Raw genomic sequence first — 23,423 nt, forward strand, 5'->3', positions numbered from 1 at the left:
AATGCGCGATTTATTCGCGCTTTTCTTTGGCTAGCATTTGATTAAACGGGATTTATTTACGCTATTATTATAATTTTTTTGCAATTAATACTTTTTGACAAGACGGTCTGGTCATTAAGTCAGCTAAATATTGCTCTATTTTCGGATAATCCGCTATCAGGTTAAAACCTGTCGGTAGGCAAGAGATATAATGCAACATGGGTGCTAATAAGGCATCAGCAATGGTGAACTCTGCAGCAGCGAGAGCTGTTTCTTCGCCTAACATCTTTTCAATGATAGCTAAAGTAGCTGCCGCTTTAGGTTGTAGCTCTTTAACTAGGTCAAATCGTACGCTGTTGTTTTCTCCTTTTGGAAAGGCAAACTCCAGCAGATATTCGCGTATCAGTACCCTATCAATATCTATAGAAATTAGCGCACACAGAGCATCGTGTCGGGCAAAAGCAAAACTATCATCGGGCTGCAACGTCTTGTCTTTATCAAGATATCGACAAATACTGGTTGTTTCTGGCAGAACTAAGCCACCTTGAAGCGGGTTACCTGCAAGTAATACCGGTATTTTACCAAAAGGGTGCCAAATGTGGTGCTGTTCGCCTTTAAAGGTTGTTTTTTTGCCATCCACCTCAATGCCAACGGTATATGCAAGCTGCTTTTCTTCACACACTAGCATCACCGTGCGAACGAAATTAGAAAAACTTGGCCCGTAGATGTGTATTGCTGCTGTCATTTTATTATCCTTTATGTAAAATATTCACTGTATAGACAATAATCTACTCATAATGAAAATATGTTCAAGAACATATTTTAAAAATATGAAATACTATCTTTAAAATATGCAAGCAAGTGGAGCTTAGCCATGGCATGGCAAGAAACTCATAAAGAACAGTCCAAAGAAAGAATTTTAACCAGTGCAGCTATGCTCTTTACCCATCATGGTTTTGAACAGATTTCCATTGATCAAGTGATGAAAAAAGCAGAGTTAACCCGAGGTGCTTTTTATAGTCACTTTAAATCTAAGAGTGATTTATACGCCCAAGCAATCAGTAAAGCGGCCACTGTCGCTTACCAGCGTAAGCCTGAAAATTGTCCGCAGACCATGAAAAATTTTGCTCAATATTATTTAAGTACCGAGCATAGAGATGATCAAAATGAACAGGCATGCCCGTTAGCCTTTTTGCTATCAGATATAAGCCAAAAAGATGAGCAAGTAAAAGAGACTTACACCAAGACCCTACAAGCCTTTATCGGCCAAGCTCAAGCCTTAACTCCAAGCCGAAAACAAGCGCTACAAAGCGTGGTCCTGATGATTGGTGGCTTGGCTTTATCTAGAGCATTAGCTGATAAAGGCTTAAGTAATGAACTCTTAGCGGCTTGCCAAGTAGGGATTAGATCGCTAACAAGTAATGAGGAAAATGATGTCGGCTGAATTCAGTATAATATTAGTAAACGCAGTGATTATACTGATTGCTTATGTCTCTGTGTACCCGAAATTGGCCGGTAAAAACCTTAATAAAGTAGCACTATTTGATTGCGTGGCTTCTTGCTTAGCCTTGGTTATTGTGGCAAGTAAATACTGGGGCACAAGTGTTGAGTTTGATTTTTTAATGGTTGAGCTAAACTGGTTTTGGTTTACCCTACTAAGTTATAGCGTTATTGAAATACCGGTAGCCTTGTGGTATTTCAAAGCTTCATTTACTAAAGGCAGTTAAAGCTAAATAAGGCTACCAGCAAGATGAAAAGTTGTTTAGATAATTTTAGCATCGGGGACTAATTCAAAAAGTAAGCCCTCACGAAGTGCGCCGCTGGATAGAGTTAAGGTTTCAATATGCAGACACTCGAATAGGGCAATTAAAATAGCTAGGCCACTGGCTAATACCGCTTTACGATCAGCTCTCAGCCCCGGAATATCGATATTATCTATGGTCTGGCAACTTATTAGTGTTTGTTGCATTTCATTAAGAAAGGTTAAGGTGATTATAGGTGTTTGCTGACGTTGCTTAAGTATCTCTATCAAGGCTTGCATGGTGCCTGATCTGCCTACAGCAGACTGCCAACCAAGTTGCATAAAGTCTTTACTCACTGCGGTAATAACATTTGCCGCCGCGGCAATACCATGAGTAAAATTCTGCTGGTTAAGTATGCCAGCAGTAAAGTATTTTCTCATAAAGCTAACGCAGCCAATATTTAAACTCACTACTTTTTTTGCCGTACAGCCAGCGCCGACGATAATTTCAGTACTAGCACCGCCAATATCAAGGACTAATTTCTTAGCATGTGCTTGTTGGTTAATGGTGGTACAAGTGTGAGCAACCCCAGCATATATTGTTTTAGCTTCTTGCTCTCCGCTCAGTAATTTAATGTCTTTGGGCAATATTTTCTTAGCGGCATCAAAAAACAGCTGATTATTTTCGGCAATACGTAATGCTGCTGTTGCGACAATAATAATATTGTTTACTGGAATACTTTGTAGGTATAAGGAGAAGTTTTTAAGACAATCAAGGCCACGTGAAATGGCATCATCGCTGAGCAGGTTATTACTATCTAATCCTGAGGCTAAGCGAACTTTTTGCTTAACTTTATTGACGATTTTTATTGATTTACCCCTTGGTTCGGTAACCAAGCAGGTAATAAGTAGGTGGAAACTATTAGAGCCTAAATCAACCACAGCGTAATGGTTATCATCATACTGTGGTATTACCTGATTTTGGCTCACTAAGTTAGTCAATGTGCATTTATATCTAGGGGAAGTTAGCTGCGGGTGCTGCGATTAGTATTACCACTGCGGTTTCCTGGTCTAGTATTAGCGCGTCCGCCTTGTCTATTACCACCTGTTCTTGAGGTATTAGTTCTATGACGGCGTTGACGAGGTTTAGGTCTAGGTAAGTCAGTCAGTAAGGCCTCATGATCATACTTAGATACTGGTAGCTCATGTTCAATATAGCTTTCAATTTCAGGTAAATTAAAGACATATTGCTCACAGGCTAAACTGATGGCATGACCGCTTTCGCCCGCACGACCAGTACGACCGATGCGATGGACATAGTCTTCGCAATCATCAGGTAGGTCATAGTTGAAAACATGCGTTACGCTGGGGATATGTAAACCTCGGGCAGCAACATCAGTTGCCACGAGAATATCTATTGTACCTTCAGTAAATTGCTCTAATATTTTCAAACGCTTTTTCTGTGGCACATCACCGGTTAATAAACCAACACGTATTTTATCGGCACTCAGATGGTCATAAACTTTTTCACAAACATGTTTGGTATTTGCAAAAATAATGGCTTTTTCAGGCCAATCTTCTTCAATCAATGTTTGTAACAAAGCCATCTTATCCTCGTTAGAGGGATAGAAAAGCTCTTCACTGATGCGAATGTTGGTTTTTTGCTCAGGGGCAATTTCAACACTGGTTGGATCATTCATATGATCGAAGGCTAATTCTTTAACACGGAATGATAAGGTTGCCGAAAACAGCATGCTTAAACGTTCAGTAGCAGCAGGCATTTTATCAAACATATAACGAATATCTTTAATAAAGCCTAAATCAAACATTCTATCGGCTTCATCAAGTACGATGACTTCGATGTTGCTAAGGTTGTAAATGCCTTGTTTCAAGTAATCTATTAAGCGACCACAAGTACCAATAAGAATATCAACACCTTGTTCAAGTTCTAAACGTTGACTTTCATAACCTTCACCCCCATATACCACACCAAGTCGTAGGCCAGTGCTTTTTGCCATTTCTTTAGCATCACGGTGAATTTGTATCGCTAATTCACGTGTTGGCGCCATTATCAAGGCTCTAGGTTGGTTATGTGTTGGCGCTTCTTTTTGTAGCAGATGATGAAAAGTAGCGGCTAGAAAGGCAAGGGTTTTACCTTCACCAGTTTGTGCTTGGCCAGCTATATCAGTGCCTTTTAGTAAAACGGGTAAAGACATCGCCTGAATAGGCGTACAATATTCGAAGCCCATGGCTTCTAATCCGGTCACTACTTGCGGAGCAAGATTTAGGTCAGCGAATTTTGTTTCAGTTAAGTGTGTTTTTTTCATGGCGCAAGCTTAACATTTTTGATTGCTAAATAGTGGCTTAAAAATTAATTAATTAGATTTTAGGGCATTACTAGTTAATTTATCCCAATGAAACATAAAACAGTATTGGCAAAGTAGTGAATCACGGTATAATTACCTCAGATTAATTACCACAAAGGCGTTTTCGCCATAACAACGGAGAATATGATGAGCGATAAAATTGTTCAGCTAACTGATGATAGTTTTGAAGCAGATGTATTAAAAGCATCGGGTTTAGTATTAGTTGATTTTTGGGCTGAATGGTGTGGTCCATGTAAAATGATTGCCCCAGTACTTGATGATATTGCCAAAGAATACGATGGCAAAGTGACTGTTGGTAAATTGAACATAGACCAGAACTCAGTGACACCACCTAAATATGGTGTCCGTGGTATTCCAACCTTATTACTGTTTAAAGACGGTGAAGTCGCTGACACTAAAGTGGGCGCATTATCAAAAACTCAATTAAAAGAATTTTTAGATAAAAATTTGTAATTTTAAAAGTTAAAAAGCCTGACAACTACTAGCTAAGTAGCAGGCTTTTTGTTTTTAACAGAAAAATGTTCACTTACATCTTCATTCAGCCTTTACCTAATCAGATTTTAGTGCTAAATTTAGCCCCTGAGTACAAAATTACATCTCTTTATCTCTATTCTTATTGTAACAAATACATTTAATATACACTTGTGCCGGCAATCGCCTAAGACACTATCACTTAAAATAGTTTAAGAAACCCCCTATGAACCTTACCGAACTAAAAGAAAAAACCATTAATGAATTGGTTGAGCTTGCTGAGTCAATGAAGCTTGAAAACCTAGCTAGAACACGCAAGCAAGACATAATTTTTGCTATTTTAAAAGCACATGCTGAAGGTGATAATGACATTTTTGGCGGCGGTGTTTTAGAGATTTTACAAGATGGTTTTGGCTTTTTACGCTCAGCAGACTCGTCATACTTAGCAGGGCCGGATGATATTTATGTATCACCAAGCCAAATTCGCCGTTTTAGTATGCGAACAGGTGATACCATCCAAGGTAAAATTCGTTCGCCGAAAAAAGGCGAACGTTACTTTGCCTTATTAAAAGTAACTGAAATTAACTTTGATCGCCCTGAAAATGCACGTAATAAAATTTTATTTGAAAACTTAACACCGATTCACCCAACACATCGTTTTGGCATGGAGCGTGGTAATGGTTCTACAGAAGATATTACTGCACGTATTATTGATCTGGCCTCACCCATTGGTAAAGGCCAGCGTGGTTTAATTGTTGCACCGCCAAAAGCCGGTAAAACCTTATTATTGCAAAATATCGCCCAAAGCATTGCTCATAATTATCCGGATGCCGAGCTAATGGTATTACTAATTGATGAGCGTCCAGAAGAAGTAACTGAAATGCAGCGTTTGGTGAAAGGTGAAGTTATTGCTTCTACCTTTGATGAACCAGCAAGTCGTCACGTACAAGTGGCAGAAATGGTCATTGAGAAAGCCAAACGTTTAGTTGAACATAAAAAAGATGTGATCATTTTATTAGATTCAATTACCCGTTTAGCCCGTGCCTACAACACAGTTATTCCTTCGTCAGGTAAAATTCTATCTGGTGGTATTGATGCCAATGCACTACATCGTCCAAAACGTTTCTTTGGTGCAGCACGTAATATCGAAGAGGGTGGTAGCTTAACTATTATTGCTACCGCGCTAGTCGAAACTGGTTCTAAAATGGATGAAGTTATCTACGAAGAATTTAAAGGTACAGGTAATATGGAATTGCACCTGTCACGTAAAATTTCTGAAAAACGTGTTTTCCCTGCTATTAATATTAATCGTAGTGGTACACGTCGTGAAGAACTCATTACTAGACCCGATGAATTACAAAAAATGTGGATTTTGAGAAAAATAGTCCACGAAATGGATGAAGTAGGTGCGATTGAATTCCTAATCGGCAAACTAGCCATGACCAAAACCAATGATGAGTTTTTTGATTCAATGAAGCGTAAATAATCGCAGCATTAATTACTCAGCCATAATTTATGAAAACCAGTCCTAATGACTGGTTTTTTTATTTTACCTTACCTCTTACTGGTAACTTAGATGAAATATAGTGATTTAAGAGACTTTATCAGTCAACTTGAAAAAATAGGCCAACTTAAGCGTATTACTCAGCCTATATCAACTCATTTAGCAATGACTGAAATCAGTGATAGAACGCTAAAAGCAGAAGGGCCAGCGTTACTTTTTGAAAATGCGGTTAATGAAAAGGGTGAACCCTATGCTATGCCTGTGCTTACCAACCTTTTTGGTACCACAGACAGAGTTGCCTTAGCCATGGGGCAAAAAAGCTTTGGTGATTTGCGCGATGTTGGTAAGTTACTGGCTATGTTAAAAGAGCCTGAGCCTCCCAAAGGTTTTCGTGATGCGTTAGGCAAAATACCTGTGTATAAACAAGTATTGAATATGCCAGTAAAGGTCATCAAAAAGCCATTATGCCAACAAATAGTGTTATCGGGTGATGACGTTGATTTAACTAAACTACCGATACAAACTTGTTGGCCTGATGATGTCGCGCCATTAATTACCTGGGGGCTTACTATTACTAGAGGGCCTCACAAAGAGCGCCAAAATCTCGGTATTTACCGCCAGCAAGTACTCAGTAAAAACAAAGTCATCATGCGTTGGTTATCACATCGTGGCGGCGCCCTTGATTTTCAAGAATTCAAAAAAGAAAATCCAGGTGAGAGATACCCAGTATCTGTTGCTTTAGGTGCTGATCCTGCCACCATTTTAGGTGCGGTAACGCCAGTACCCGATACGCTATCTGAATATGCTTTTGCCGGTTTATTACGTGGCGCTAGAACACAAGTTGCTAAATCCATCAGTAATGATTTAGAAGTGCCAGCTAGCGCTGAAATCATTTTGGAGGGCTATTTAGATCCAGATGAAACGGCGCCAGAAGGTCCTTATGGTGATCATACTGGTTATTATAATGAAGTAGATGTCTTCCCTGTATTTACCGTTACTCATATTACCATGCGCAAAGATGCTATTTATCACAGTACCTATACCGGTCGTCCGCCAGATGAACCTGCGATTCTAGGTGTTGCTCTTAATGAAGTATTCGTGCCTATTTTGCAAAAGCAATTCCCTGAAATTCAGGACTTTTATTTACCGCCAGAAGGTTGCTCTTATCGCCTTGCTATTGTCACTATTAAAAAGCAATATGCCGGTCACGCTAAGGTAGTAATGATGGGGGTTTGGTCATTCTTACGGCAGTTTATGTATACCAAGTTTGTCATAGTCTGTGATGATGATATTAATGCCAGAGATTGGAAAGACGTTATCTGGGCGATGACCACTCGGATGGATCCTAGTCGTGATACTGTTTTGATAGAAAATACGCCCATTGATTACCTTGATTTTGCCTCACCTGTTTCAGGGTTAGGCTCTAAAATGGGCCTAGATGCCACGAACAAATGGCCAGGTGAAACAGATCGTGAATGGGGCAAACCCATTGAAATGACACAGAAAATAAAAGACCAAGTTGATGAGATTTGGGATGAATTAGATATTATTTAACTATTATATAAAGTTTGCTGACTATACTTAAATACAGTCGAAATTTTATCTTATTACCTCTTGGTAAAGACTATTAATTTGCCAAGAGAAATTACTAATAAAGTAGAAAAGGTTAAAGAATGAAGACAGTTAGTTGTCAAATAGCGTCGTTAACATCGTTAACTTCACACGTCTATAAAGTACTTTTAAAGCCCAGTGAAAAAGTAGATTTTATTCCGGGGCAGTATTTAAACTTTGTTATGAGTGAGGATGATAAACGTCCATTTTCAATAGCCAGTTCACCTAATAGTGATTTACTTGAATTACAAATAGGCGCTTTTGTTGCGGATAGTTACCCTATGCAAGTGATTGAACGTATTAAAGCGAGTCATGCTAGTGGTGAAGCGATAACCATTGAAATAGCTGGAGGTCATGCGCAATTACGTACGATGAGTGAACGACCATTATTATTACTTGCTGGTGGTACGGGTTTCTCTTATATTAAATCAATGTTTGAGTATTTGGCCGAACAAAAGTCTCAGCGTCATATTATGGTCTATTGGGGGCTAAGGGAAGAAAGCGCCATTTATGAACTAGAAAAAACTATTGCCACTATTGCTAAACTGCCGCACGCTAACTTTATTCCAGTCATCGAGCATGTGCAGGACAATGCGGCCAAGCCATGGCAAGGTAAAACGGGCTTAGTACATCAAGCCGCTATGCATGATATTGTCAGTTTTGAACCTTATGATATTTATTTGGCTGGTCGTTTCGACATGGTTGGTGCTATTCGTAGTGACTTCGTTGAACATGGTGCTCTGTTAGAGCATATGTATGCCGATGCTTTTGCTTTTATCTAAGAAGCTGATGAAATAAACTAAGTTAACAGATGAAAAAGCACGTTAATGAGCGATCATTGACGTGCTTTTTTGTTGCAGTTACCAATGGAAAAACAACCTATCACCATACATTTTATTAAAATGTAGCCTCAGATAAATTTAACTGAGCAATGGTAATAACTGCTTGTGTACGGTTGCGAACATCGAGTTTTCTGAAAATTGCTGTAGCATGGGCCTTAATTGTCGCTTCTGAAACATTTAAATCGTAAGCGATTTGTTTATTTAACATGCCTTGGGCAAACATCATTAATATACGGTATTGTTGTTGAGTTAAACTGGCAACGCGTTCAGCAACATTACTTTTACTGTTGTTACCTTGGCTTTGTTCAAAAGAAGCGGGTAACCAGATATTACCTGACAATACCGCAACAATAGCCGCATATATATCATTAACTGGGGTCGATTTGGGTACAAAGCCAGCCGCACCATATTCCATTGCTTTACTGATGGTGTCATGATCCTCATGAGCGGAGACGATAACTACAGGAATTTGGGGAAAGTGATTACGCACATGGATTAGGGTATTAAAGCCATGCGCACCCGGTATATTTAAATCCAGTAATAACAAATCGCTATCATTATGAGCAGTAAGCTGCTGATTTAGTTCTTCAATCGTTTCTGCTTCAAGCCATGTTGTATAAGTTAGTTTGGCTTTTAATGTCCCTAATAAAGCTTGTCTAAATAAGGGATGATCGTCAGCTATTATTATTTTTTCTGGCTGAATCATAACAAGTATCCTAAATAGTGATTTACCCATTCTAACGGAAAAATTTTTAATAACAAAGCTTAGTTATGAATAGCCATTAGCAGTGTTATTGAGAACGCTATTTTTGCTGAGCAGTTTTAATGAAAAGGAGGTTATCTGCAGTTATCGACTACTGTGCTATGTTCAAATAATTTCTACCACTCAGTCACTTTACTAAACCAGCCATTGTCGGGCGTCTGAGCAATTCACGTTCATCGTTGCTTAGTTCATTAAGGACGTTGCATGGATACAGTTTAATAGAGAATGCAGACGGTACAGGAAGTACCTTATATGGATAATGCCGGAGCAATTATGCTGAGCATATTCTCCTGAACAAGCATTAATGAAATACACGCCTTGATCATGAATCGCTCAGACGTTCTGAAACAAGCATCTTGAAATCGCTTGGGTAAAAAACTGAGACTTACCAATTACTTTGTGCAATGATTTCGGCCGCCCGCTTATGGTATAAAGGCAAATGAATAATGGCTTGAGTATCGGCATTCAGTTTCCCCCATGAAGCAATAAATTCGCCCGCAGGAATGTCAGCACGAACTGGGAATTTAAAGTTACTATGAGCGTATATTTTTTCCGCTTTTTTAGTGGTTAAAAATTCAATGAATTTAATGGCATTATCAACATTTTTAGCCGAGTGAGTGAGGGCTGCGCCACTAATATTTACATGGCTACCAATCTCTGTGGTTTGTGGTAAGACAATGCCAATTTTTTGATAGGTGTCACGATCACTTTGTTTAATGCTATTTGATAACATGCCATAGTAATAGCTGTTGGCTATGGCAATATCGCAATCGCCCCGAGCGACTTTTCGCATTTGATCTCTGTCGTTACCATTGGGTCGCATGGCTAAATTATGACTGAAATTTTGTATCCAATTTTTAGTCCAATCCTCACCGTAGTGATAAATAAAGCTAGCTACCATAGCGCGATTATAAAAATGGTTACCCGCTCGACTACATATTCTTCCCTGATGAATTTATTGCGGTTGCAGAAGAAACCGGTCTTATTCATATGCTAGGTAAGTGGCTTATTGAGTCAACTTGTGCACAACTAGCACTATGGCTAGCGAGATATGGCGAACAAAATTGTCCATACATTAGTATCAATGTTTCACCAATTCAGTTGGCACAAGATGAAGTGGTCGATCAAATAGCTAAAAGCCTTATGGCAATATAATGTTCCTAGTAAATTATTAGCGGTAGAACTGACGGAGTCGGCGCTTATTGATAATAAAGCTATCGTTAAAAACAACTTAGCCCGTTTGCAAAAACTTGATGTCAAAATGTTTTTAGATGACTTTGGTACCGGCTTTTCATCTTTGTCTTTATTACGCGACTTCCCCATTGATGTTTTGAAAATAGACCGCAGTTTTATCTCTGACATTGCCTTTAATGAAACACATCAAGACTCAAAAAAATTAGTTAAGGCAATGATTAACATGGTCAAAGCGCTGAATATGCAAGTGGTTGCTGAAGGTGTAGAAGACTTAAAGACGTTAAACTGGCTTAATGATGCTGGTTGTCATTTAATACAGGGCTACTACTTCTCCAAGCCAATTGCGCGAGAAAACTTAGATGATTACTTAACCAAACAAGTGAAACTCAATGCTATAATTACAACCGACAAAGAGCAGCAATACCAATTTTTAGCACTCTTGGCGGAAGCTTAATTTTTGCGGATATGGTTAGTTAATTAAAAATATCTGTGTGAGCTACTAAAAATTAATTGTCGCCAAAAGCCAACTATAGCGGTTAACGATAACCGACGCATTAACCCGCCGCTTTAATCGACGTCACTTTGATGAATACTGCCACAGCGAATGAGTAGTGCCAATAGAGGCCATGAATTATTAGCACTGGTAATCCATCGGCATTGATCATTTTAAAAGCTATAACGATGCTTTTAGCCATCCTGCCGGTGATGTTGCCCTTGTTGCACTAGCAAATTTATTAAAAATACAAATGAAGCGGGGGTAACGATGCAGTTTTCCGCTGGGGTGGCGAGGAATTCACCCTGCTATATCAAGGGAAAAGCGAATAAAAAGCATTAATATTAAGCGAAGATATTCGGGTCGCAGTGGCGTGTTTGAATGAACATGGTGCCATTGAACAAAAAATATGGTATCTGCAGGGGGGGATTGTTAATTCCGCTATGATAAACTGATAGCCTTAAGCTATCAGTTTATCAATATTGTCTTGCTGTTATTTTTTGGGAATATTAGCTAATACCGCGACTAATAATTGCCAATATAGCGCTACTGTGGCAATTTCAATTTTTTCGTCTGGTGAGTGAGGAAACTTAATTGTTGGTCCAATAGAGACCATATCCCAATGTGGATACGCGGTTTTAAATAAGCCACACTCTAAACCAGCATGAATTACCATAACCGCAGGTACTTTATTAAATATATCTTGGTAAGTATCACGTACCGTCTGCATGATGGCAGAATCGGTATTAGGCTGCCAACCAGGGTATGCGCCGGAGAATACAATGTTCGCACCAGCCAGTTCAAAAACAGATTGTACCGTGCGTTGAGTTTCTAAGCTGCCATCGTCATGCAAGCTACGAATTAATACCATGGCACTGAAGTTTTTCCCTCTGGTTCGTATTACACCTAAGTTTAGTGAGGTCTCTACAATACCTTCAATATCATCACTCATCCGCATGACACCATTTGGACAAGCATTCAGCGCTCGTAAAATGGCGGCTTGTGTTGCTTTTGTCCAACACTGCTCAAAATCTTCTGGTGAAATTAATAACATATCTATATCAGTTTCAATGGCACCAAGATTTGTTCTAATAGTTGCTAAATAGTTGGCTAGAGCGGCCTTTAAGGCGTCAACTTTATCGTTAGCAATAACAAAACTGGCATTCGCTTCCCGAGGAATAGCATTACGTAAGCTACCACCATTTAATTCAGTTAGGCTAATATCAAACTCATTAGAGGCATTTAATAGAAAACGCACTAATAACTTGTTAGCGTTGGCACGGCCAGTGTGAATATCAACACCAGAATGGCCGCCTTTTAAACCAGAGATAGATAAGTTGAAAGCTTGGTAATCGTGAGCAACATCGGTAAAAGCTAATGGAAAAGTGGCACTACCATCAATGCCACCAGCACAACCCATGTAAACTTCGCCTTCTTGCTCCGAATCAGTGTTGATTAAAATATCACCGTCAAGCCAACCCGCTTCTAAGCCAAATGCCCCGGTCATGCCCGCTTCTTCATCAATGGTTACCAGAACTTCTAATGGCCCATGAGGAATATCATCACTGGCTAAAATAGCTAAGGCTGAAGCTAAACCAACACCGTTGTCAGCACCTAAGGTTGTGCCTTCAGCCGTTACCCAATCACCAGACTCGATAATATATGGCTTAATGGGATCGGTTAAAAAATCATGGTCTGTGTCATTGTTTTTTTGTGGCACCATATCCATATGTGCTTGTAAGATAATACCTTTGCGATCTTCCATACCTTTGGTTGCTGGTTTTTTAATAAATAAGTTACCAACGGCATCTTCTTTAATGGCTAAACCAAGCTCTTTTGCCCAGCTTTGTATCCATAAAGATATCTCTTGTTCATGTTTCGACGGATGTGGAATACTGCAAATTTTTTCAAATAATTGCCACAAGCGGGCAGGTTTTAATTGAGAGAGAGCACTCATAGGTTTCCTTGGGAATATTAAGATTATTTACTGTAAAGAGCAGGTACAGCCGATGTTAGCCTGCCTACAGCTGAGATGATGACAGTATTATTACTATTATTTGTCGGCCATTAAAAATTGCCATTGTTCATTAAAGTCAGCGCTTGGTTTTTTACTATAACCTGAGCGGACAAATCGGCTCATTTTACCTTCAGCGAAAGCAACAAGTAAGCTAGCTAAAGCGGCTTCACTAATAGTAAATGTTTTACCTTCACGTAGTTTGCGTTCACGTAAAACTTGTTTGAATTGCGATTCTAATTTTTCAAAAAATTGATGAACTCTACTACGTAAGCGTTCATTTTCACCCATTAAGGCATCACCCGCTAAAATTCGGCACATGCCAGGATTACGCTCAGAAAAAATTAATAAAACATGCATGATATGATGGCATCTTACTAAGGCTTCTTTATGATCCGCTAGGATTAAATTGATACGAGAAAAAATAGATTCCTCAATAAAATCGATTAAACCTTCAAACATGCGCGCTTTTGACGGGAAGTGCCGGTATAAAGCCGCTTCTGAAAATCCGACTTCAGCGGCTAACTTTGCCGTAGTGATACGCTGCCCAGGACAGTTTTCTAACATTAACGCTAAGGATTCTAATATTTGGTGTTTACGGTTTGGCTTTTTGCTTTTACTTTGTGTGGCGACCATAGTTAAATATTCTCTATTGTTATGTCCGTTAAGCTTGAGGACCTAGCCCGATGTTAAAGTCATTAAGCTATTATGGCTTAGTACTTTTTGCTAGGTAATGCTGATTGATTAAGGACACGAGTTTTGTAGCTATAACTTGTTTATTTGCCAAAGGAATTTCTATTTCATCAAACGCACTATAAAGGGTTAAGGCGTTATCATCACTGTTAAAACCTTGTCCAGCTTTAGCGACATCATTGGCCGCGATTAAATCTAAATTTTTACGCTTTAATTTACCACGTGCATAGTGTGCTATATTTTGCGTTTCAGCAGCAAAACCAACGATAAACGGTTTATTGGCTAACTTTGCCACATCAGCAACAATATCTTGGTTTTTGACCAAGGAAAGTTGCATATGCTCATTGTCTTTCTTGATTTTTTCCTTGGCAATATCTGCAACGCGATAATCAGCAACCGCAGCACAAGCGATAAAAGTAGTGCCTTGAGGCGCGTAAGTTAGCGCTTGTTGGTACATTTGTTCGGCGCTAGTGACTTCAATAAGCTCACAGCCTCTGGGCGCGGATATATTTACCGGGCCAGAAATTAAGGTTACTTTAGCGCCCGCACGCAACGCAGCATGAGCAATGGCATAGCCCATTTTACCCGAACTATAGTTAGAAATATAACGTACTGGGTCTATCGCTTCACGTGTTGGTCCGGCAGTAATAACCCAATGTTGGTCTTGCAAGTATTTGTCGGCAAAAAAATCACTACTCAGGGTTACCAATTCATCAACTTCTAGCATACGACCTAAGCCGATATCACCACAAGCCTGTTCACCAGCACCGGGCCCCCAAATATGCAGTCCCCATTGTTTTAAGGTATTGATATTTGCTTGCGTTGCTTTGGCATGCCACATTTGCTGATTCATTGCTGGGGCAATGGCGATTGGTGCGCTGGTAGCTAAACATAAAGTAGCTAATAAATCATTGGCCATACCTGCGGCTATCCGCGCAATAATATCGGCAGTCGCCGGAGCTATGACAATCAAATCAGCCCATTTAGCCAGTTCAATATGTCCCATGGCAAGCTCAGCCTGACTATCGAGTAAGCTATCTGAAACATGATTCCCAGAGACTACTTGCAGCGTTAAGGGGGTAATAAAGGCTTTGGCACCGTCGGTCATAACTACGCGTACATCTGCGCCATGATCTTTAAGTCGACGGACTAATTCTGGTGTCTTGTAGGCTGCGATACCGCCAGTAATACCCAGCACTATTTTTTTGTCCTGAAGAGTTTGCATAACCTGCTAATCTTAAAGTTAACAATAATATCGATAAGATAACATTTATTGGCATTATTTAGAAATAACTGTTGCTAAATAATGACAGTAACTAACCGATAAAAGTAGATAAAATGTAAAGCAAGGATGCAATTATGTTAAAAGGATCAGTGTTGAAGGCATCGTCATTAAATGAAGCACCGTTAAAGTACAGTGTGTTAAAAGATTGGCCGGAACTGGAAAGGCCAAGAGAAAAGCTGCTCCACTTGGGCCCATCGAGTTTAAGTGATGCTGAGTTGTTGGCGATATTTTTACGTACTGGGGTAAAAGGCTGTCATGTGGTCGATCTGGCTCGGCAGTTATTACTTAGTTTTGGTAGTCTAGGTGCTGTTTTTTCTGCCAGTCAGGAAGACTTTTGCGCTAGGCATGGACTTGGTATGGCCAAATACGTGCAATTGCAAGCTTGTTTAGAAATGTCTAAACGTTATTTAGCTGAGAAAATGAGAGAAAGTGACTATTCTTTAACCTCTTCACAAGCAACTCGGGACTATTTATTAAGTGAGTTACGCTTTGAAAACCGTGAAATATTTGCGGTGTTATTTTTAGACAATCAACATCAAGTGTTAGCTTTTGAACGGCTCTTTTTTGGCACACTTGATGCGGCCGCCGTGTATCCTAGAGTTGTGGTGGAGCAAGCCTTAAAACACCATGCCGCGGCAGTGATTTTAACACATAACCACCCTTCTGGTATTGCCGAAGCCAGTCTTGCCGATAAACAAATAACCAATAAATTAATTCAGGCGCTACAGTTAATTGATGTGCGTGTCTTGGACCATATTATTGTTGCGGGCAATCAATGTTACTCGTTTGCAGAACACAATGACATTCCCTCGTTTAAAGGAAAATAGCGGATAATTTGCTAAAAACTGGAAAGACAATTACTTTTAATTAGGAACCCCTAGTTAAAATTTACTAAGTAAAGAAGGATCATCTGATGACTGATAGTAATGGCGAGGGAAAAGAACGTCGAAAATCATTTCGTTTAGATATGGAAAAAGAGTTGGTGGATATTGTTTGGACCGATGAAAATGGTAAAGAGCATAATAAAAAAATTGCTTGTTTAGACTTTGCCCGTGGCGGATTGAAATTAGATTGTGACGAAAGTTTACCCGCTAATACCGCAGTAACCGTGGTCTTTAAATCGACCAATGCCAGTAATAAAAAGCTGTATAGCAAAGTGCTGCGCAGTATTAAACAAGAGAATGGTTGGTTTGAAATCACCCTAGTGCTGGATAAAGATGCTTAGCCATATCGGCTTATTGAGTGAAAGCAATATGGTGAAATTGAACTACAATTAGCACGGGAAGATGTTAATTATATTGTGGTAAAGGACGGTACTAAGCATGATGATATTAGTGGGTGGCGAAAAAGGCGGCAGTGGTAAAAGCTGTTTAGCTCAAAATTTAGCGGTATATTTCGCCTCAAATAAGAAAGCAATTGTGTTAATGGTGGATTGTGATCCGCAAAGAACAACTTCAGATTGGATACAAATCAGAAATGGTGATCCCTCATTACCCTCCATTAACTGTATTCAATTGTATGGGAAAATTCGTAATGATTTACTGAGCTTAGTACAACATTATGACTACGTTATTGTTGATTGTGGTGGCCAAGATAACCTGGCCTTGCGTGCTGCTATGTCGGTTGCTGATCACGTTATTATCCCCTTAAGACCAAAAAGACGGGATTTAAAAACAGTACCTCATATGGAAGATATGCTAAGTACCTGTAAAATGGTCAATCCAAAAATGATGGCCTCTTTTGTTATTACCCAGTGCCCATCATTACCCAACCAAGCAAAGAGAATTCTTGAAGCAAAAGAAGTGTGTAGCTCATATGGCATTAACGTTTTAGATGCCGTAACCTATAATCGAAACGTTTATGATGATAGTGAAGAGCAGGGTTCTTCCGTTATTGAAATAGATCCCACAGGTAAGGCTGCCCTAGAGATGATTGCTATAGCCGAAGAATTATTGGCAATGGAACCGGATAATTTGCATGAGTTTAACTGATTTAAAGAAAAGCAAGGATGGCAAGGTAAAAAGGAAAAACTTCACTATTGATGAGTTTATCTCTGATGCTGAAGATTATGCCAAAGGTGCGCCTAAAATTGTTAGTGAGCTAACAAACGAAGGCACTTGCCATAAGTTAAACCTTAAGCAAGCTATCAGTGAAGCAAAGCGCTATGTTGAAATGACAGAAATTGAACATCAGCAAGCAGAAGGCGTTAAAGTAGGTGTTAGAAATAAGACCAATAAACCTTTTCGGCGGGCAACTTTTACTTTAAGCGAAGAGGCTATTGACCAGCTTCATGATTTATCTGAAGGTTCAGACTTGGCTAAATCACATATATTGCGTATTCTTATTGATGAATTGTGTAATAAAGAACAAAATGAGCAATTAAAGAAGTTATTACAATCAAGAATTGGTTAATTTTCCAGATTTTAACTGAAATTTGTTGACTTTTTACCCTTAAAAGAGACAATATTTAGTCGAAAGCTCACTATTTAGCTGAGCTTTTTCTTTCTATATCCTATTTAACTATATGAAACTTAGTGAAAACTACTATTTTTGTAGTATTTTTCTATTAAGACTAGTATTAGTTAATCAGTTTCTCTATAATATGCCACCTTTTTCAGGATCCCGAGACGACGGTCTTGGGGAAAATATAGCTCGAGCTGAAATTAATATTGGAGTACTCACATGTCTAAAGTTTGCCAAGTAACAGGCAAAGTGCCAATGGTTGGAAACAACCGTTCTCACGCAAGAAACGCGACTCGTCGTCGTTTTTTACCTAACCTTCAATCTCACCGTTTTTGGGTTGAGAGTGAAAATCGTTTCGTTAAATTACGTTTAACTCCGAAAGGAATGCGTATTATCGATAAAAAAGGTATTGATGTTGTTTTAGCAGACATCCGTGCCCGTGGCGAAAAAGTTTAATAACTTTATTATTCTAAGGAAAATACTATGCGCGATAAAATTCGTTTAGTTTCTAGTGCTGGTACTGGTCATTTTTATACTACTGATAAGAATAAAAGGACTATGCCTGAGAAAATGGAAATCAAGAAATTTGATCCAACCATTCGCAAGCACGTAATGTATAAAGAAGCTAAAATTAAGTAATTAATTTCTGTTTCTAGTAAAAGCCCGGTTCTTACCGGGTTTTTTTATGTCTGAATTAGGGTATTGAGCGAGCATATGGGTGTGTAGAGTTGTTATACGCGCTATTTTTTAAAAAGTTCAGTATCATACCTGCATAGTTAACTTGGAATATTTGTATGAAATTATCTCGGACCGGATGGAATAATGTCATTATTTTTTCAGTAATGACGATAATTTTAGTGATTAATGCCACTAATAACAAACTCTTCCCAAAAGAAGAACATGAAAATACGGCCGAACAATTAATACTGCCACAACATAGTGTTATTTTAACACTAGCAATAGATTTGTCAGCAAGGCAACAGGTGTTATTTGAACGTGTCGGTCGCAGTTGGCAACTAACGGCTAAAGGTATTATGTTGGTAAAAACTGAACAGCAAATTGAGCAGATGATGTTTGCTTGGCAACAGAGCACTGGCTTAGTACAAGCAGCAGAAATTGTCATTGATAGCGAGCAAGCAATTAACGTGGAAATTTCTTTAGCAGGGGAGTCGCAAGCGCGAACTTTTATGTTATATCCGCTCAATGATCAATTATTAATTTATCAGCAACAAGGTAACACTTGGTTAGCCTTACCTCCGGCACTCGCCCAGCAGTTATTACCTATTAGTTTGTAGTCGTTTAGTTTTAAAATAACGTTTGCAACTTTTTACTAAGAAGAAATTATGCCCGAATTACCCGAAGTCGAAGTATGCCGCTTAGGTATAAGCCCTCATATTATTGCTCAGACAGTCAGTAAGGTAACTATTCGTGATAGCCGCTTACGTTGGCCTATCCCTGATGAAATACACTCTGTAGTGGGCTTACAAGTGCTTGGTGTTGATCGCCGCGCTAAATACCTATTATTGCGCTTTAAAACAGGAACTTTATTACTGCACCTAGGCATGTCAGGTACGATAAGGATAATTGAGCATGATACCCCTATAGTTAAGCATGATCATTTTGATCTCGCTTTTCAACACGGCAAGGTATTGCGCTTCAATGATCCTCGACGTTTTGGTGCGGTGTTATGGTTAGCGAATGATGAAGATAAACTGGGCTTACTCAGTAAATTGGGGCCTGAGCCACTCAGTGATGACTTTTCTCAGGGCTATTTGTTTCATAAAGCTAAAAATAGAAAAGTCCCTATCAAAACCTTTTTAATGAATAATCATATCGTGGTAGGCGTAGGTAATATTTATGCCAATGAGGCGCTGTTTCAAGCCGGTATTTTACCGACAGCCAAAACTGGGGCTATTGATGAGCAAAGACTAGACCGGCTAACTAATATTATTAAAAAAGTGCTCAGTGCGGCCATTGCACAAGGTGGCACTACCCTTAAGGACTTCACCCAAGCAGATGGTCGTCCAGGTTATTTTGCGCAATCACTGATGGTCTATGGTCGTGCCGGGCAACCCTGTGTGACTTGTCAGAGTAAATTACAGGAAATTAGGCAGTCGAATCGTAGCTCCGTTTTTTGTCCTAATTGCCAACAGGATTAATTTTGCTGTAATGCTTTTTTCACTATGGGATGAACAAACTGACCAACATCACCGTGGTGGAGGGCAACTTCTTTTACCAAGGTTGACGAAATAAATGAATTTTCTTCTGCTGGTGTTAGAAATACACTCTCAAGATCAGGGGATAAGCGGCGATTCATGTTGGCAAGTTGAAATTCATATTCAAAGTCTGACACTGCCCGTAAGCCGCGAATAAGCACTTTGGCTTGATGTTGCTTAGCAAAGTCAACCAATAAGCCGCTAAAACCAACGACAGTCACATTAGTTAAATGCTTAGTTACTTGTTCAATCATAGTAACACGCTGTTTTAAATCAAAGCGTGGTTGTTTACTTGGACTGGCAGCAACACCAACAATTACCTCACTAAATAATTTACTAGCGCGAACAATTAAGTCACTATGGCCATTAGTTACGGGATCAAAAGTGCCTGGGTATATTGCTTTTATTGTCATTATCTACTGTTTTCTTAATGGTTGTTAAGCGTTATTGTAATGCTAGAGGTGACATACTGACAAGTATTTCTACCTCTCAGTATGTCGCTAAGCCATAGATAATCCACTAAAATGAATTATTAATCACAAAAAAAAGCAAAAAATCCTAAAGTATTTGCTCAAAACACTTTATATATACTGAATTTTGATAGTATTATTGTGTTAGTTTTAATCAAATCAAGTGAGAAGTTGTTGCATGAAAACCCGTGATAAAATAATCCAAGCCAGTATTGAATTATTTAATGAGCAAGGTGAGCGTAATGTCACCACTAATCATATTGCTGCTCACTTAGCCATCAGCCCTGGTAATCTGTATTATCATTTCCGTAATAAAGAAGACATTATTTTATCTATATACGAGGAGTATGCACGTAGTTTACTATTGGAAACCTTGCCGAAGGTGTCCCCGGAAGTAAAACCACTAGACTCACTTGTTTTGTATATGGATGCGGTATTCCAAACAACAATGAAATTTCGTTTCTTTTATAGCAATCTACCGGTGTTATTGGATAAAAGCCCTAGTTTGCGGGAAAAATATGTTGAAGTGCAACAGTCTATTTCAGAGCGTGTTAGTCAATTACTTCTTTCATTAAGAGCCGCAGATATCATTGATTTTTATGATGATGAATTGGCTGATATTGTCAGTATTTTACGTCTTATCAATACCTTCTGGGTTAGTTTTCATCAAACTCAGACTATCGTTAATGAAGTCAATGATTCAGTCTTTTATCAAGGCGTGCTTAAAATATTAGTGATTTTACGTCCCTATACCAAAGCTCATGCCATAAGTGACCTTAATCAAGCGCGTGATGTTTATCAGCAAAGGTACCAAAAAGCGGTAGAAATAGATTAACCTTAGCAGCACTTGCTCAATAGCTCGCTATTGGCATTGAGAGTAAGCCAATCTTGGTAGTTTTTAAACCAGTACCATAAGCAATAACCTAGTAAAATTGGTATTAGTTAAGCTGTTAATTCGAATTGAAAGTTGTCCGGTCTTTCATAACCTTGGCTTACTGTGAAGTAAAAACTTTCGATACGTAGTGCCCGTTGTTGTACCTCATTTGATTGTACGTTCTGAGTACTTTGACTAGCCGCTAACTTTTGCTTTGATGAGTTGGAAATAATAGCGTCTTGCGCAGATAAGGTCTGCTTGATGAAAGTATCGAACTCAGTACTTGTAGCATCCAGGCTCACATTAGCTGCTATATTCAGTTCTTTATTCGAATGACTTGGCTGAGCATCAGCGTTACTTTGTAACGCAAGTAACTCTGATTGTGCTACGAGTATTTTTTGTGTAGCACTGGCGGCAACCCGAGTATCTTGTGTCGACGGATTTGCTGGTGCTAATGCCGCAGAATGCACTTTTTGCATCTTAGTTATGGTTGCTTGCGGATCGCCTACGACACTGCTTAAGTCGACAGATACCTCTCCTCCTACCGCATATTTTTTTCCATCAGGGCCTACTTCAAAGGTATAAGAAGGCGTTCCTGTCACCGCCCCCCCCATTGTCGCGTGAGCTAATTCATGGGCTTTTACTTCTTTATCTCTTTGTTGTAGCTGGCTAATGAGTTTTTCATCGGCAAGTGCCTGTTTAGTGCTGTCGTTATCTTTATCATTTTCGGCGTCGCTATCCTCAGCGCCGCTGTTAGCCTTAGCATGCTGTTCTTCTTGCTTGTGTTCAGCATCCTGCTGAGAGCTCTGTTCACCTTGTTGATTTTCTTGTTCAGCAATGGAGCTAGCAGCATGCTCTGCTTGTTTTCTTAAATGAGCAAGATCGACTTGTTCGTTGACTTGGGCTGGTGTTCGGGCGCGCTCTTTATCGGTAGCGACAGCTTTTTCCGCAGCAGAAGGGTTGGTGGCCGTAACCTGGGTGATAATTTCTCGTTGATGATTATCACGACGCAAGCTTTCCGTAGGTGGGTTGATCACAGTTGCTAAGGGTAAGTTTGCTACATGAGGGGTGATATTCATAAGGACAAATGATTTACCAATAAGTAAAACGTTAACGGCTATATATTATTAGGCGGTGACATCTAGTAGGGTACCTAGAACATCATCAGCACTTTTAATAACTTCAATCGAAGCTTTTGCTTGAAATTCAGCCACTTTTAAATTGACAATAGCTTGGTTTAAATCAGGTAAATCTAAGTGGTTACTTGCCTTAGTCACCTCAGTGTTTACCTCACCACTATTGGCTGGATTTGTTTGTTGCTCAGCATTATAGGTGGTACTGGCGAAAATATCAGCAGCCGCTTGCTCTGCTGTTGCGTTAGCCTTTTGTAAGCCTTGCAAACCTGAATTAAATGCAGACGGTATTTCCATAGGTAATCTTCCACGGCTAATAAGCTTTATTGGTTAATTATTAATCTAAATGGCGAAAAAGTAAAGCTGAAATTACCACCAGGTAAGACATTATCTCATTATTATTTCGGTATTATTATTTCGGTATTATTCATTTCGCCTTATTGGCATTGAAATGTAACGCTAGCCAAGTGCATAACACCTGATAAAAATCATCAAGGTGAGAAATAAAGGGTGCATGGGAAGCATGGTCAAATACGTGTAAGTCACTATGTACGGCTAAAAGACTGATTTTTTCGATCACTGTTTTAGGTACCAAGCTATCATTCTGCCCGTATAACCTTAGAAAAGGTTGCTGGATACTTGCTAATTGCTGGCGTAGATCACAGTCACTCAATAAGGCCAGTGAATTGGCTAACGTTTCTTGGCTAGGCAGGGCATGTGCCATAACTAACTTGCTGATTAGCTTTAAATCTTGTCGAATATGTGGGCTGCCCATGGCTTGAATTTTTAAGAAAGCTTTAATCGTTTTCTCGGTATCTTGTGCTAGCTGATGATGAAAACTATCCAGTACATTGGCCTTTATACCCGGCCAGTTATTTTGCTCTTGTTCAACAAAGTATGGGCTGCTGGCAACCGTAATCAAGGCTAATACTTTTTCTGGGTAGTTGATGGACATTTGCGTGGCAATTAAGCCGCCCAATGACCAACCAAGATAAATAGCGGGTTGGTCAATTACTTGCTCAATATGATGGCAAATATTGGCTAAAGAGTAGGGCTTTATAGCAACAGCACTATTGATACCAAAGCCAGGCAAGTCCAGGGTGATTAACTGGTAGTGACTATTTTTATTTTCGCTGAATAATTTTAGCAGCGGTTGCCAAACGCCTGAGTTTAAGCCCCAACCATGAATTAACACAATAGGAATGGCATTGTTATTAAGGCTACTTTGAGGAGGGAAGGTGGAAAATGTTAAGCTTTTTGCCATGCTTACTACTGCACTATAAATATAAA

Annotated in this window: 30 protein-coding genes; 18 read left to right on the forward strand and 12 right to left on the reverse strand. The window is 39.3% G+C overall.

All coding sequences use genetic code 11. From position 1 onward, the window contains the following. Positions 1-67: 67 nt before the first annotated feature. On the reverse strand, positions 68-724 hold the full coding sequence (locus MTCD1_RS03175) for a glutathione S-transferase family protein (protein WP_057179272.1): 657 nt from the start codon (positions 722-724) through the stop codon (positions 68-70). A gap of 129 nt (positions 725-853) precedes the next feature. Here MTCD1_RS03175 and MTCD1_RS03180 point away from each other — a divergent pair, with 129 nt between their 5' ends. Together MTCD1_RS03180 and MTCD1_RS03185 are read left to right on the forward strand one after the other, a co-directional pair. After that, positions 854-1,423, forward strand: a complete 570-nt coding sequence (locus tag MTCD1_RS03180) for a TetR/AcrR family transcriptional regulator (RefSeq protein WP_057179273.1) — start codon at positions 854-856, stop codon at positions 1,421-1,423. Positions 1,424-1,448: 25 nt separating this feature from the next. Then, entirely contained in the window at positions 1,449-1,706 is a 258-nt protein-coding gene (locus MTCD1_RS03185) for a hypothetical protein (protein WP_231732935.1), read from the forward strand. Positions 1,707-1,741: 35 nt separating this feature from the next. Here the strand turns inward: MTCD1_RS03185 and MTCD1_RS03190 are convergent, their stop codons facing one another. Both MTCD1_RS03190 and rhlB read right to left on the reverse strand, forming a co-directional pair. Beyond that, positions 1,742-2,722, reverse strand: coding sequence for a Ppx/GppA phosphatase family protein (locus MTCD1_RS03190; protein ID WP_057179275.1), 981 nt, complete (start codon positions 2,720-2,722; stop codon positions 1,742-1,744). A gap of 23 nt (positions 2,723-2,745) precedes the next feature. After that, entirely contained in the window at positions 2,746-4,047 is a 1,302-nt protein-coding gene (rhlB, locus tag MTCD1_RS03195) for an ATP-dependent RNA helicase RhlB (RefSeq protein WP_057179276.1), read from the reverse strand. Between the two features lie 186 nt (positions 4,048-4,233). On the opposite strand from rhlB, the gene trxA reads away from it, so the two are divergent. The 4 genes from trxA (at position 4,234) to fre (ending at position 8,475) form a co-directional block, all read left to right on the forward strand. Then, positions 4,234-4,560, forward strand: a complete 327-nt coding sequence (gene trxA, locus MTCD1_RS03200) for a thioredoxin TrxA (protein WP_057179277.1) — start codon at positions 4,234-4,236, stop codon at positions 4,558-4,560. A 244-nt stretch (positions 4,561-4,804) separates the two neighbouring features. Further along, positions 4,805-6,064, forward strand: coding sequence for a transcription termination factor Rho (rho, locus tag MTCD1_RS03205; RefSeq protein ID WP_057179278.1), 1,260 nt, complete (start codon positions 4,805-4,807; stop codon positions 6,062-6,064). Positions 6,065-6,154: 90 nt separating this feature from the next. Next, positions 6,155-7,636, forward strand: coding sequence for a 4-hydroxy-3-polyprenylbenzoate decarboxylase (ubiD, locus tag MTCD1_RS03210; RefSeq protein ID WP_057179279.1), 1,482 nt, complete (start codon positions 6,155-6,157; stop codon positions 7,634-7,636). A 119-nt stretch (positions 7,637-7,755) separates the two neighbouring features. Next, on the forward strand, positions 7,756-8,475 hold the full coding sequence (gene fre / locus MTCD1_RS03215) for an NAD(P)H-flavin reductase (RefSeq protein ID WP_057179280.1): 720 nt from the start codon (positions 7,756-7,758) through the stop codon (positions 8,473-8,475). Positions 8,476-8,590: 115 nt separating this feature from the next. On the opposite strand, the gene MTCD1_RS03220 is transcribed toward fre, so the two are convergent. Then, the gene (locus tag MTCD1_RS03220) at positions 8,591-9,241 is read right to left on the reverse strand and encodes a response regulator transcription factor (protein ID WP_082606373.1); all 651 of its coding nucleotides are present in this window, start codon (positions 9,239-9,241) and stop codon (positions 8,591-8,593) included. Between the two features lie 442 nt (positions 9,242-9,683). Then, on the reverse strand, positions 9,684-10,253 hold the full coding sequence (locus MTCD1_RS03225; RefSeq protein ID WP_307188492.1) for an extracellular solute-binding protein: 570 nt from the start codon (positions 10,251-10,253) through the stop codon (positions 9,684-9,686). Here MTCD1_RS03225 and MTCD1_RS22100 point away from each other — a divergent pair. From MTCD1_RS22100 to MTCD1_RS22665, 3 genes are all read left to right on the forward strand, one after another. Beyond that, positions 10,235-10,453, forward strand: coding sequence for an EAL domain-containing protein (locus tag MTCD1_RS22100; RefSeq protein WP_082606374.1), 219 nt, complete (start codon positions 10,235-10,237; stop codon positions 10,451-10,453). The genes MTCD1_RS03225 and MTCD1_RS22100 overlap by 19 nt on opposite strands. Before the next feature lie 28 nt (positions 10,454-10,481). Continuing rightward, a complete protein-coding gene (locus tag MTCD1_RS03235) occupies positions 10,482-10,946 on the forward strand; it encodes an EAL domain-containing protein (protein ID WP_082606375.1) in 465 nt (154 codons plus the stop codon). 202 nt (positions 10,947-11,148) lie between these two features. Then, positions 11,149-11,253: a diguanylate cyclase domain-containing protein gene (locus MTCD1_RS22665; RefSeq protein ID WP_369007701.1), complete on the forward strand. Its 105-nt coding sequence runs from the start codon at positions 11,149-11,151 to the stop codon at positions 11,251-11,253. Between the two features lie 225 nt (positions 11,254-11,478). On the opposite strand, the gene MTCD1_RS03245 is transcribed toward MTCD1_RS22665, so the two are convergent. The 3 genes from MTCD1_RS03245 to coaBC all read right to left on the reverse strand — a co-directional run bounded on the left by MTCD1_RS03245 (position 11,479) and on the right by coaBC (position 14,917). Further along, positions 11,479-12,942, reverse strand: a complete 1,464-nt coding sequence (locus MTCD1_RS03245; protein ID WP_057179284.1) for an aminoacyl-histidine dipeptidase — start codon at positions 12,940-12,942, stop codon at positions 11,479-11,481. A 96-nt stretch (positions 12,943-13,038) separates the two neighbouring features. Beyond that, positions 13,039-13,635 carry a nucleoid occlusion factor SlmA gene (gene slmA / locus MTCD1_RS03250; protein WP_057179285.1) on the reverse strand — a complete coding sequence of 199 codons (597 nt, stop codon included), beginning with the start codon at positions 13,633-13,635 and terminating at the stop codon, positions 13,039-13,041. 70 nt (positions 13,636-13,705) lie between these two features. Next, positions 13,706-14,917: a bifunctional phosphopantothenoylcysteine decarboxylase/phosphopantothenate--cysteine ligase CoaBC gene (coaBC, locus tag MTCD1_RS03255; RefSeq protein WP_057179286.1), complete on the reverse strand. Its 1,212-nt coding sequence runs from the start codon at positions 14,915-14,917 to the stop codon at positions 13,706-13,708. Between the two features lie 134 nt (positions 14,918-15,051). Here coaBC and radC point away from each other — a divergent pair, with 134 nt between their 5' ends. From radC to mutM, 8 genes are all read left to right on the forward strand, one after another. Next, the gene (radC, locus tag MTCD1_RS03260) at positions 15,052-15,804 is read left to right on the forward strand and encodes a RadC family protein (protein ID WP_082606376.1); all 753 of its coding nucleotides are present in this window, start codon (positions 15,052-15,054) and stop codon (positions 15,802-15,804) included. Positions 15,805-15,890: 86 nt separating this feature from the next. Continuing rightward, entirely contained in the window at positions 15,891-16,202 is a 312-nt protein-coding gene (locus MTCD1_RS03265) for a PilZ domain-containing protein (protein ID WP_057179287.1), read from the forward strand. 97 nt (positions 16,203-16,299) lie between these two features. Continuing rightward, a complete protein-coding gene (locus MTCD1_RS03270) occupies positions 16,300-16,968 on the forward strand; it encodes an AAA family ATPase (protein ID WP_057179288.1) in 669 nt (222 codons plus the stop codon). Next, positions 16,955-17,389: a hypothetical protein gene (locus MTCD1_RS03275; protein WP_057179289.1), complete on the forward strand. Its 435-nt coding sequence runs from the start codon at positions 16,955-16,957 to the stop codon at positions 17,387-17,389. The genes MTCD1_RS03270 and MTCD1_RS03275 overlap by 14 nt, the downstream gene beginning before the upstream one ends. Positions 17,390-17,659: 270 nt before the next feature. Then, on the forward strand, positions 17,660-17,896 hold the full coding sequence (rpmB, locus tag MTCD1_RS03280; RefSeq protein ID WP_019029297.1) for a 50S ribosomal protein L28: 237 nt from the start codon (positions 17,660-17,662) through the stop codon (positions 17,894-17,896). Positions 17,897-17,923: 27 nt separating this feature from the next. Next, positions 17,924-18,079 (forward strand): 50S ribosomal protein L33, encoded by a 156-nt coding sequence (gene rpmG, locus MTCD1_RS03285; protein ID WP_057179290.1) that lies wholly within the window; start codon positions 17,924-17,926, stop codon positions 18,077-18,079. Between the two features lie 155 nt (positions 18,080-18,234). Continuing rightward, the gene (locus MTCD1_RS03290; RefSeq protein WP_057179291.1) at positions 18,235-18,735 is read left to right on the forward strand and encodes a hypothetical protein; all 501 of its coding nucleotides are present in this window, start codon (positions 18,235-18,237) and stop codon (positions 18,733-18,735) included. Positions 18,736-18,783: 48 nt separating this feature from the next. Further along, the gene (gene mutM / locus MTCD1_RS03295; RefSeq protein WP_057179292.1) at positions 18,784-19,599 is read left to right on the forward strand and encodes a bifunctional DNA-formamidopyrimidine glycosylase/DNA-(apurinic or apyrimidinic site) lyase; all 816 of its coding nucleotides are present in this window, start codon (positions 18,784-18,786) and stop codon (positions 19,597-19,599) included. Here the strand turns inward: mutM and coaD are convergent. After that, positions 19,596-20,069, reverse strand: coding sequence for a pantetheine-phosphate adenylyltransferase (coaD, locus tag MTCD1_RS03300; RefSeq protein ID WP_057179293.1), 474 nt, complete (start codon positions 20,067-20,069; stop codon positions 19,596-19,598). The genes mutM and coaD overlap by 4 nt on opposite strands. Before the next feature lie 235 nt (positions 20,070-20,304). Here coaD and MTCD1_RS03305 point away from each other — a divergent pair, with 235 nt between their 5' ends. Continuing rightward, on the forward strand, positions 20,305-20,961 hold the full coding sequence (locus tag MTCD1_RS03305) for a TetR/AcrR family transcriptional regulator (protein WP_057179294.1): 657 nt from the start codon (positions 20,305-20,307) through the stop codon (positions 20,959-20,961). A 107-nt stretch (positions 20,962-21,068) separates the two neighbouring features. On the opposite strand, the gene MTCD1_RS03310 is transcribed toward MTCD1_RS03305, so the two are convergent. The 3 genes from MTCD1_RS03310 to bioH form a co-directional block, all read right to left on the reverse strand. Next, positions 21,069-22,079 carry a putative metalloprotease CJM1_0395 family protein gene (locus MTCD1_RS03310; RefSeq protein ID WP_057179295.1) on the reverse strand — a complete coding sequence of 337 codons (1,011 nt, stop codon included), beginning with the start codon at positions 22,077-22,079 and terminating at the stop codon, positions 21,069-21,071. Between the two features lie 48 nt (positions 22,080-22,127). Then, positions 22,128-22,430, reverse strand: coding sequence for a hypothetical protein (locus MTCD1_RS03315; protein WP_057179296.1), 303 nt, complete (start codon positions 22,428-22,430; stop codon positions 22,128-22,130). Positions 22,431-22,560: 130 nt separating this feature from the next. After that, positions 22,561-23,397: a pimeloyl-ACP methyl ester esterase BioH gene (bioH, locus tag MTCD1_RS03320; RefSeq protein WP_057179297.1), complete on the reverse strand. Its 837-nt coding sequence runs from the start codon at positions 23,395-23,397 to the stop codon at positions 22,561-22,563. Positions 23,398-23,423: the final 26 nt, after the last annotated feature.

It is taken from the genome of Colwellia marinimaniae (assembly GCF_002207865.1).
Lineage (GTDB): Bacteria > Pseudomonadota > Gammaproteobacteria > Enterobacterales > Alteromonadaceae > Colwellia > Colwellia marinimaniae.

What these genes read in the sequence shown, in the direction of transcription:
- MTCD1_RS03175 (WP_057179272.1), bottom strand. Translation starts at nt 724, where the DNA reads ATGACAGCAGCAATACACATCTACGGGCCAAGTTTTTCTAATTTCGTT.
- MTCD1_RS03180 (WP_057179273.1), top strand. Translation starts at nt 854, where the DNA reads ATGGCATGGCAAGAAACTCATAAAGAACAGTCCAAAGAAAGAATTTTA.
- rhlB (WP_057179276.1), bottom strand. Translation starts at nt 4,047, where the DNA reads ATGAAAAAAACACACTTAACTGAAACAAAATTCGCTGACCTAAATCTT.
- trxA (WP_057179277.1), top strand. Translation starts at nt 4,234, where the DNA reads ATGAGCGATAAAATTGTTCAGCTAACTGATGATAGTTTTGAAGCAGAT.
- rho (WP_057179278.1), top strand. Translation starts at nt 4,805, where the DNA reads ATGAACCTTACCGAACTAAAAGAAAAAACCATTAATGAATTGGTTGAG.
- ubiD (WP_057179279.1), top strand. Translation starts at nt 6,155, where the DNA reads ATGAAATATAGTGATTTAAGAGACTTTATCAGTCAACTTGAAAAAATA.
- fre (WP_057179280.1), top strand. Translation starts at nt 7,756, where the DNA reads ATGAAGACAGTTAGTTGTCAAATAGCGTCGTTAACATCGTTAACTTCA.
- MTCD1_RS03220 (WP_082606373.1), bottom strand. Translation starts at nt 9,241, where the DNA reads ATGATTCAGCCAGAAAAAATAATAATAGCTGACGATCATCCCTTATTT.
- MTCD1_RS03245 (WP_057179284.1), bottom strand. Translation starts at nt 12,942, where the DNA reads ATGAGTGCTCTCTCTCAATTAAAACCTGCCCGCTTGTGGCAATTATTT.
- slmA (WP_057179285.1), bottom strand. Translation starts at nt 13,635, where the DNA reads ATGGTCGCCACACAAAGTAAAAGCAAAAAGCCAAACCGTAAACACCAA.
- coaBC (WP_057179286.1), bottom strand. Translation starts at nt 14,917, where the DNA reads ATGCAAACTCTTCAGGACAAAAAAATAGTGCTGGGTATTACTGGCGGT.
- radC (WP_082606376.1), top strand. Translation starts at nt 15,052, where the DNA reads ATGTTAAAAGGATCAGTGTTGAAGGCATCGTCATTAAATGAAGCACCG.
- MTCD1_RS03265 (WP_057179287.1), top strand. Translation starts at nt 15,891, where the DNA reads ATGACTGATAGTAATGGCGAGGGAAAAGAACGTCGAAAATCATTTCGT.
- MTCD1_RS03270 (WP_057179288.1), top strand. Translation starts at nt 16,300, where the DNA reads ATGATGATATTAGTGGGTGGCGAAAAAGGCGGCAGTGGTAAAAGCTGT.
- MTCD1_RS03275 (WP_057179289.1), top strand. Translation starts at nt 16,955, where the DNA reads ATGAGTTTAACTGATTTAAAGAAAAGCAAGGATGGCAAGGTAAAAAGG.
- rpmB (WP_019029297.1), top strand. Translation starts at nt 17,660, where the DNA reads ATGTCTAAAGTTTGCCAAGTAACAGGCAAAGTGCCAATGGTTGGAAAC.
- rpmG (WP_057179290.1), top strand. Translation starts at nt 17,924, where the DNA reads ATGCGCGATAAAATTCGTTTAGTTTCTAGTGCTGGTACTGGTCATTTT.
- MTCD1_RS03290 (WP_057179291.1), top strand. Translation starts at nt 18,235, where the DNA reads ATGAAATTATCTCGGACCGGATGGAATAATGTCATTATTTTTTCAGTA.
- mutM (WP_057179292.1), top strand. Translation starts at nt 18,784, where the DNA reads ATGCCCGAATTACCCGAAGTCGAAGTATGCCGCTTAGGTATAAGCCCT.
- coaD (WP_057179293.1), bottom strand. Translation starts at nt 20,069, where the DNA reads ATGACAATAAAAGCAATATACCCAGGCACTTTTGATCCCGTAACTAAT.
- MTCD1_RS03305 (WP_057179294.1), top strand. Translation starts at nt 20,305, where the DNA reads ATGAAAACCCGTGATAAAATAATCCAAGCCAGTATTGAATTATTTAAT.
- MTCD1_RS03310 (WP_057179295.1), bottom strand. Translation starts at nt 22,079, where the DNA reads ATGAATATCACCCCTCATGTAGCAAACTTACCCTTAGCAACTGTGATC.
- MTCD1_RS03315 (WP_057179296.1), bottom strand. Translation starts at nt 22,430, where the DNA reads ATGGAAATACCGTCTGCATTTAATTCAGGTTTGCAAGGCTTACAAAAG.
- bioH (WP_057179297.1), bottom strand. Translation starts at nt 23,397, where the DNA reads ATGGCAAAAAGCTTAACATTTTCCACCTTCCCTCCTCAAAGTAGCCTT.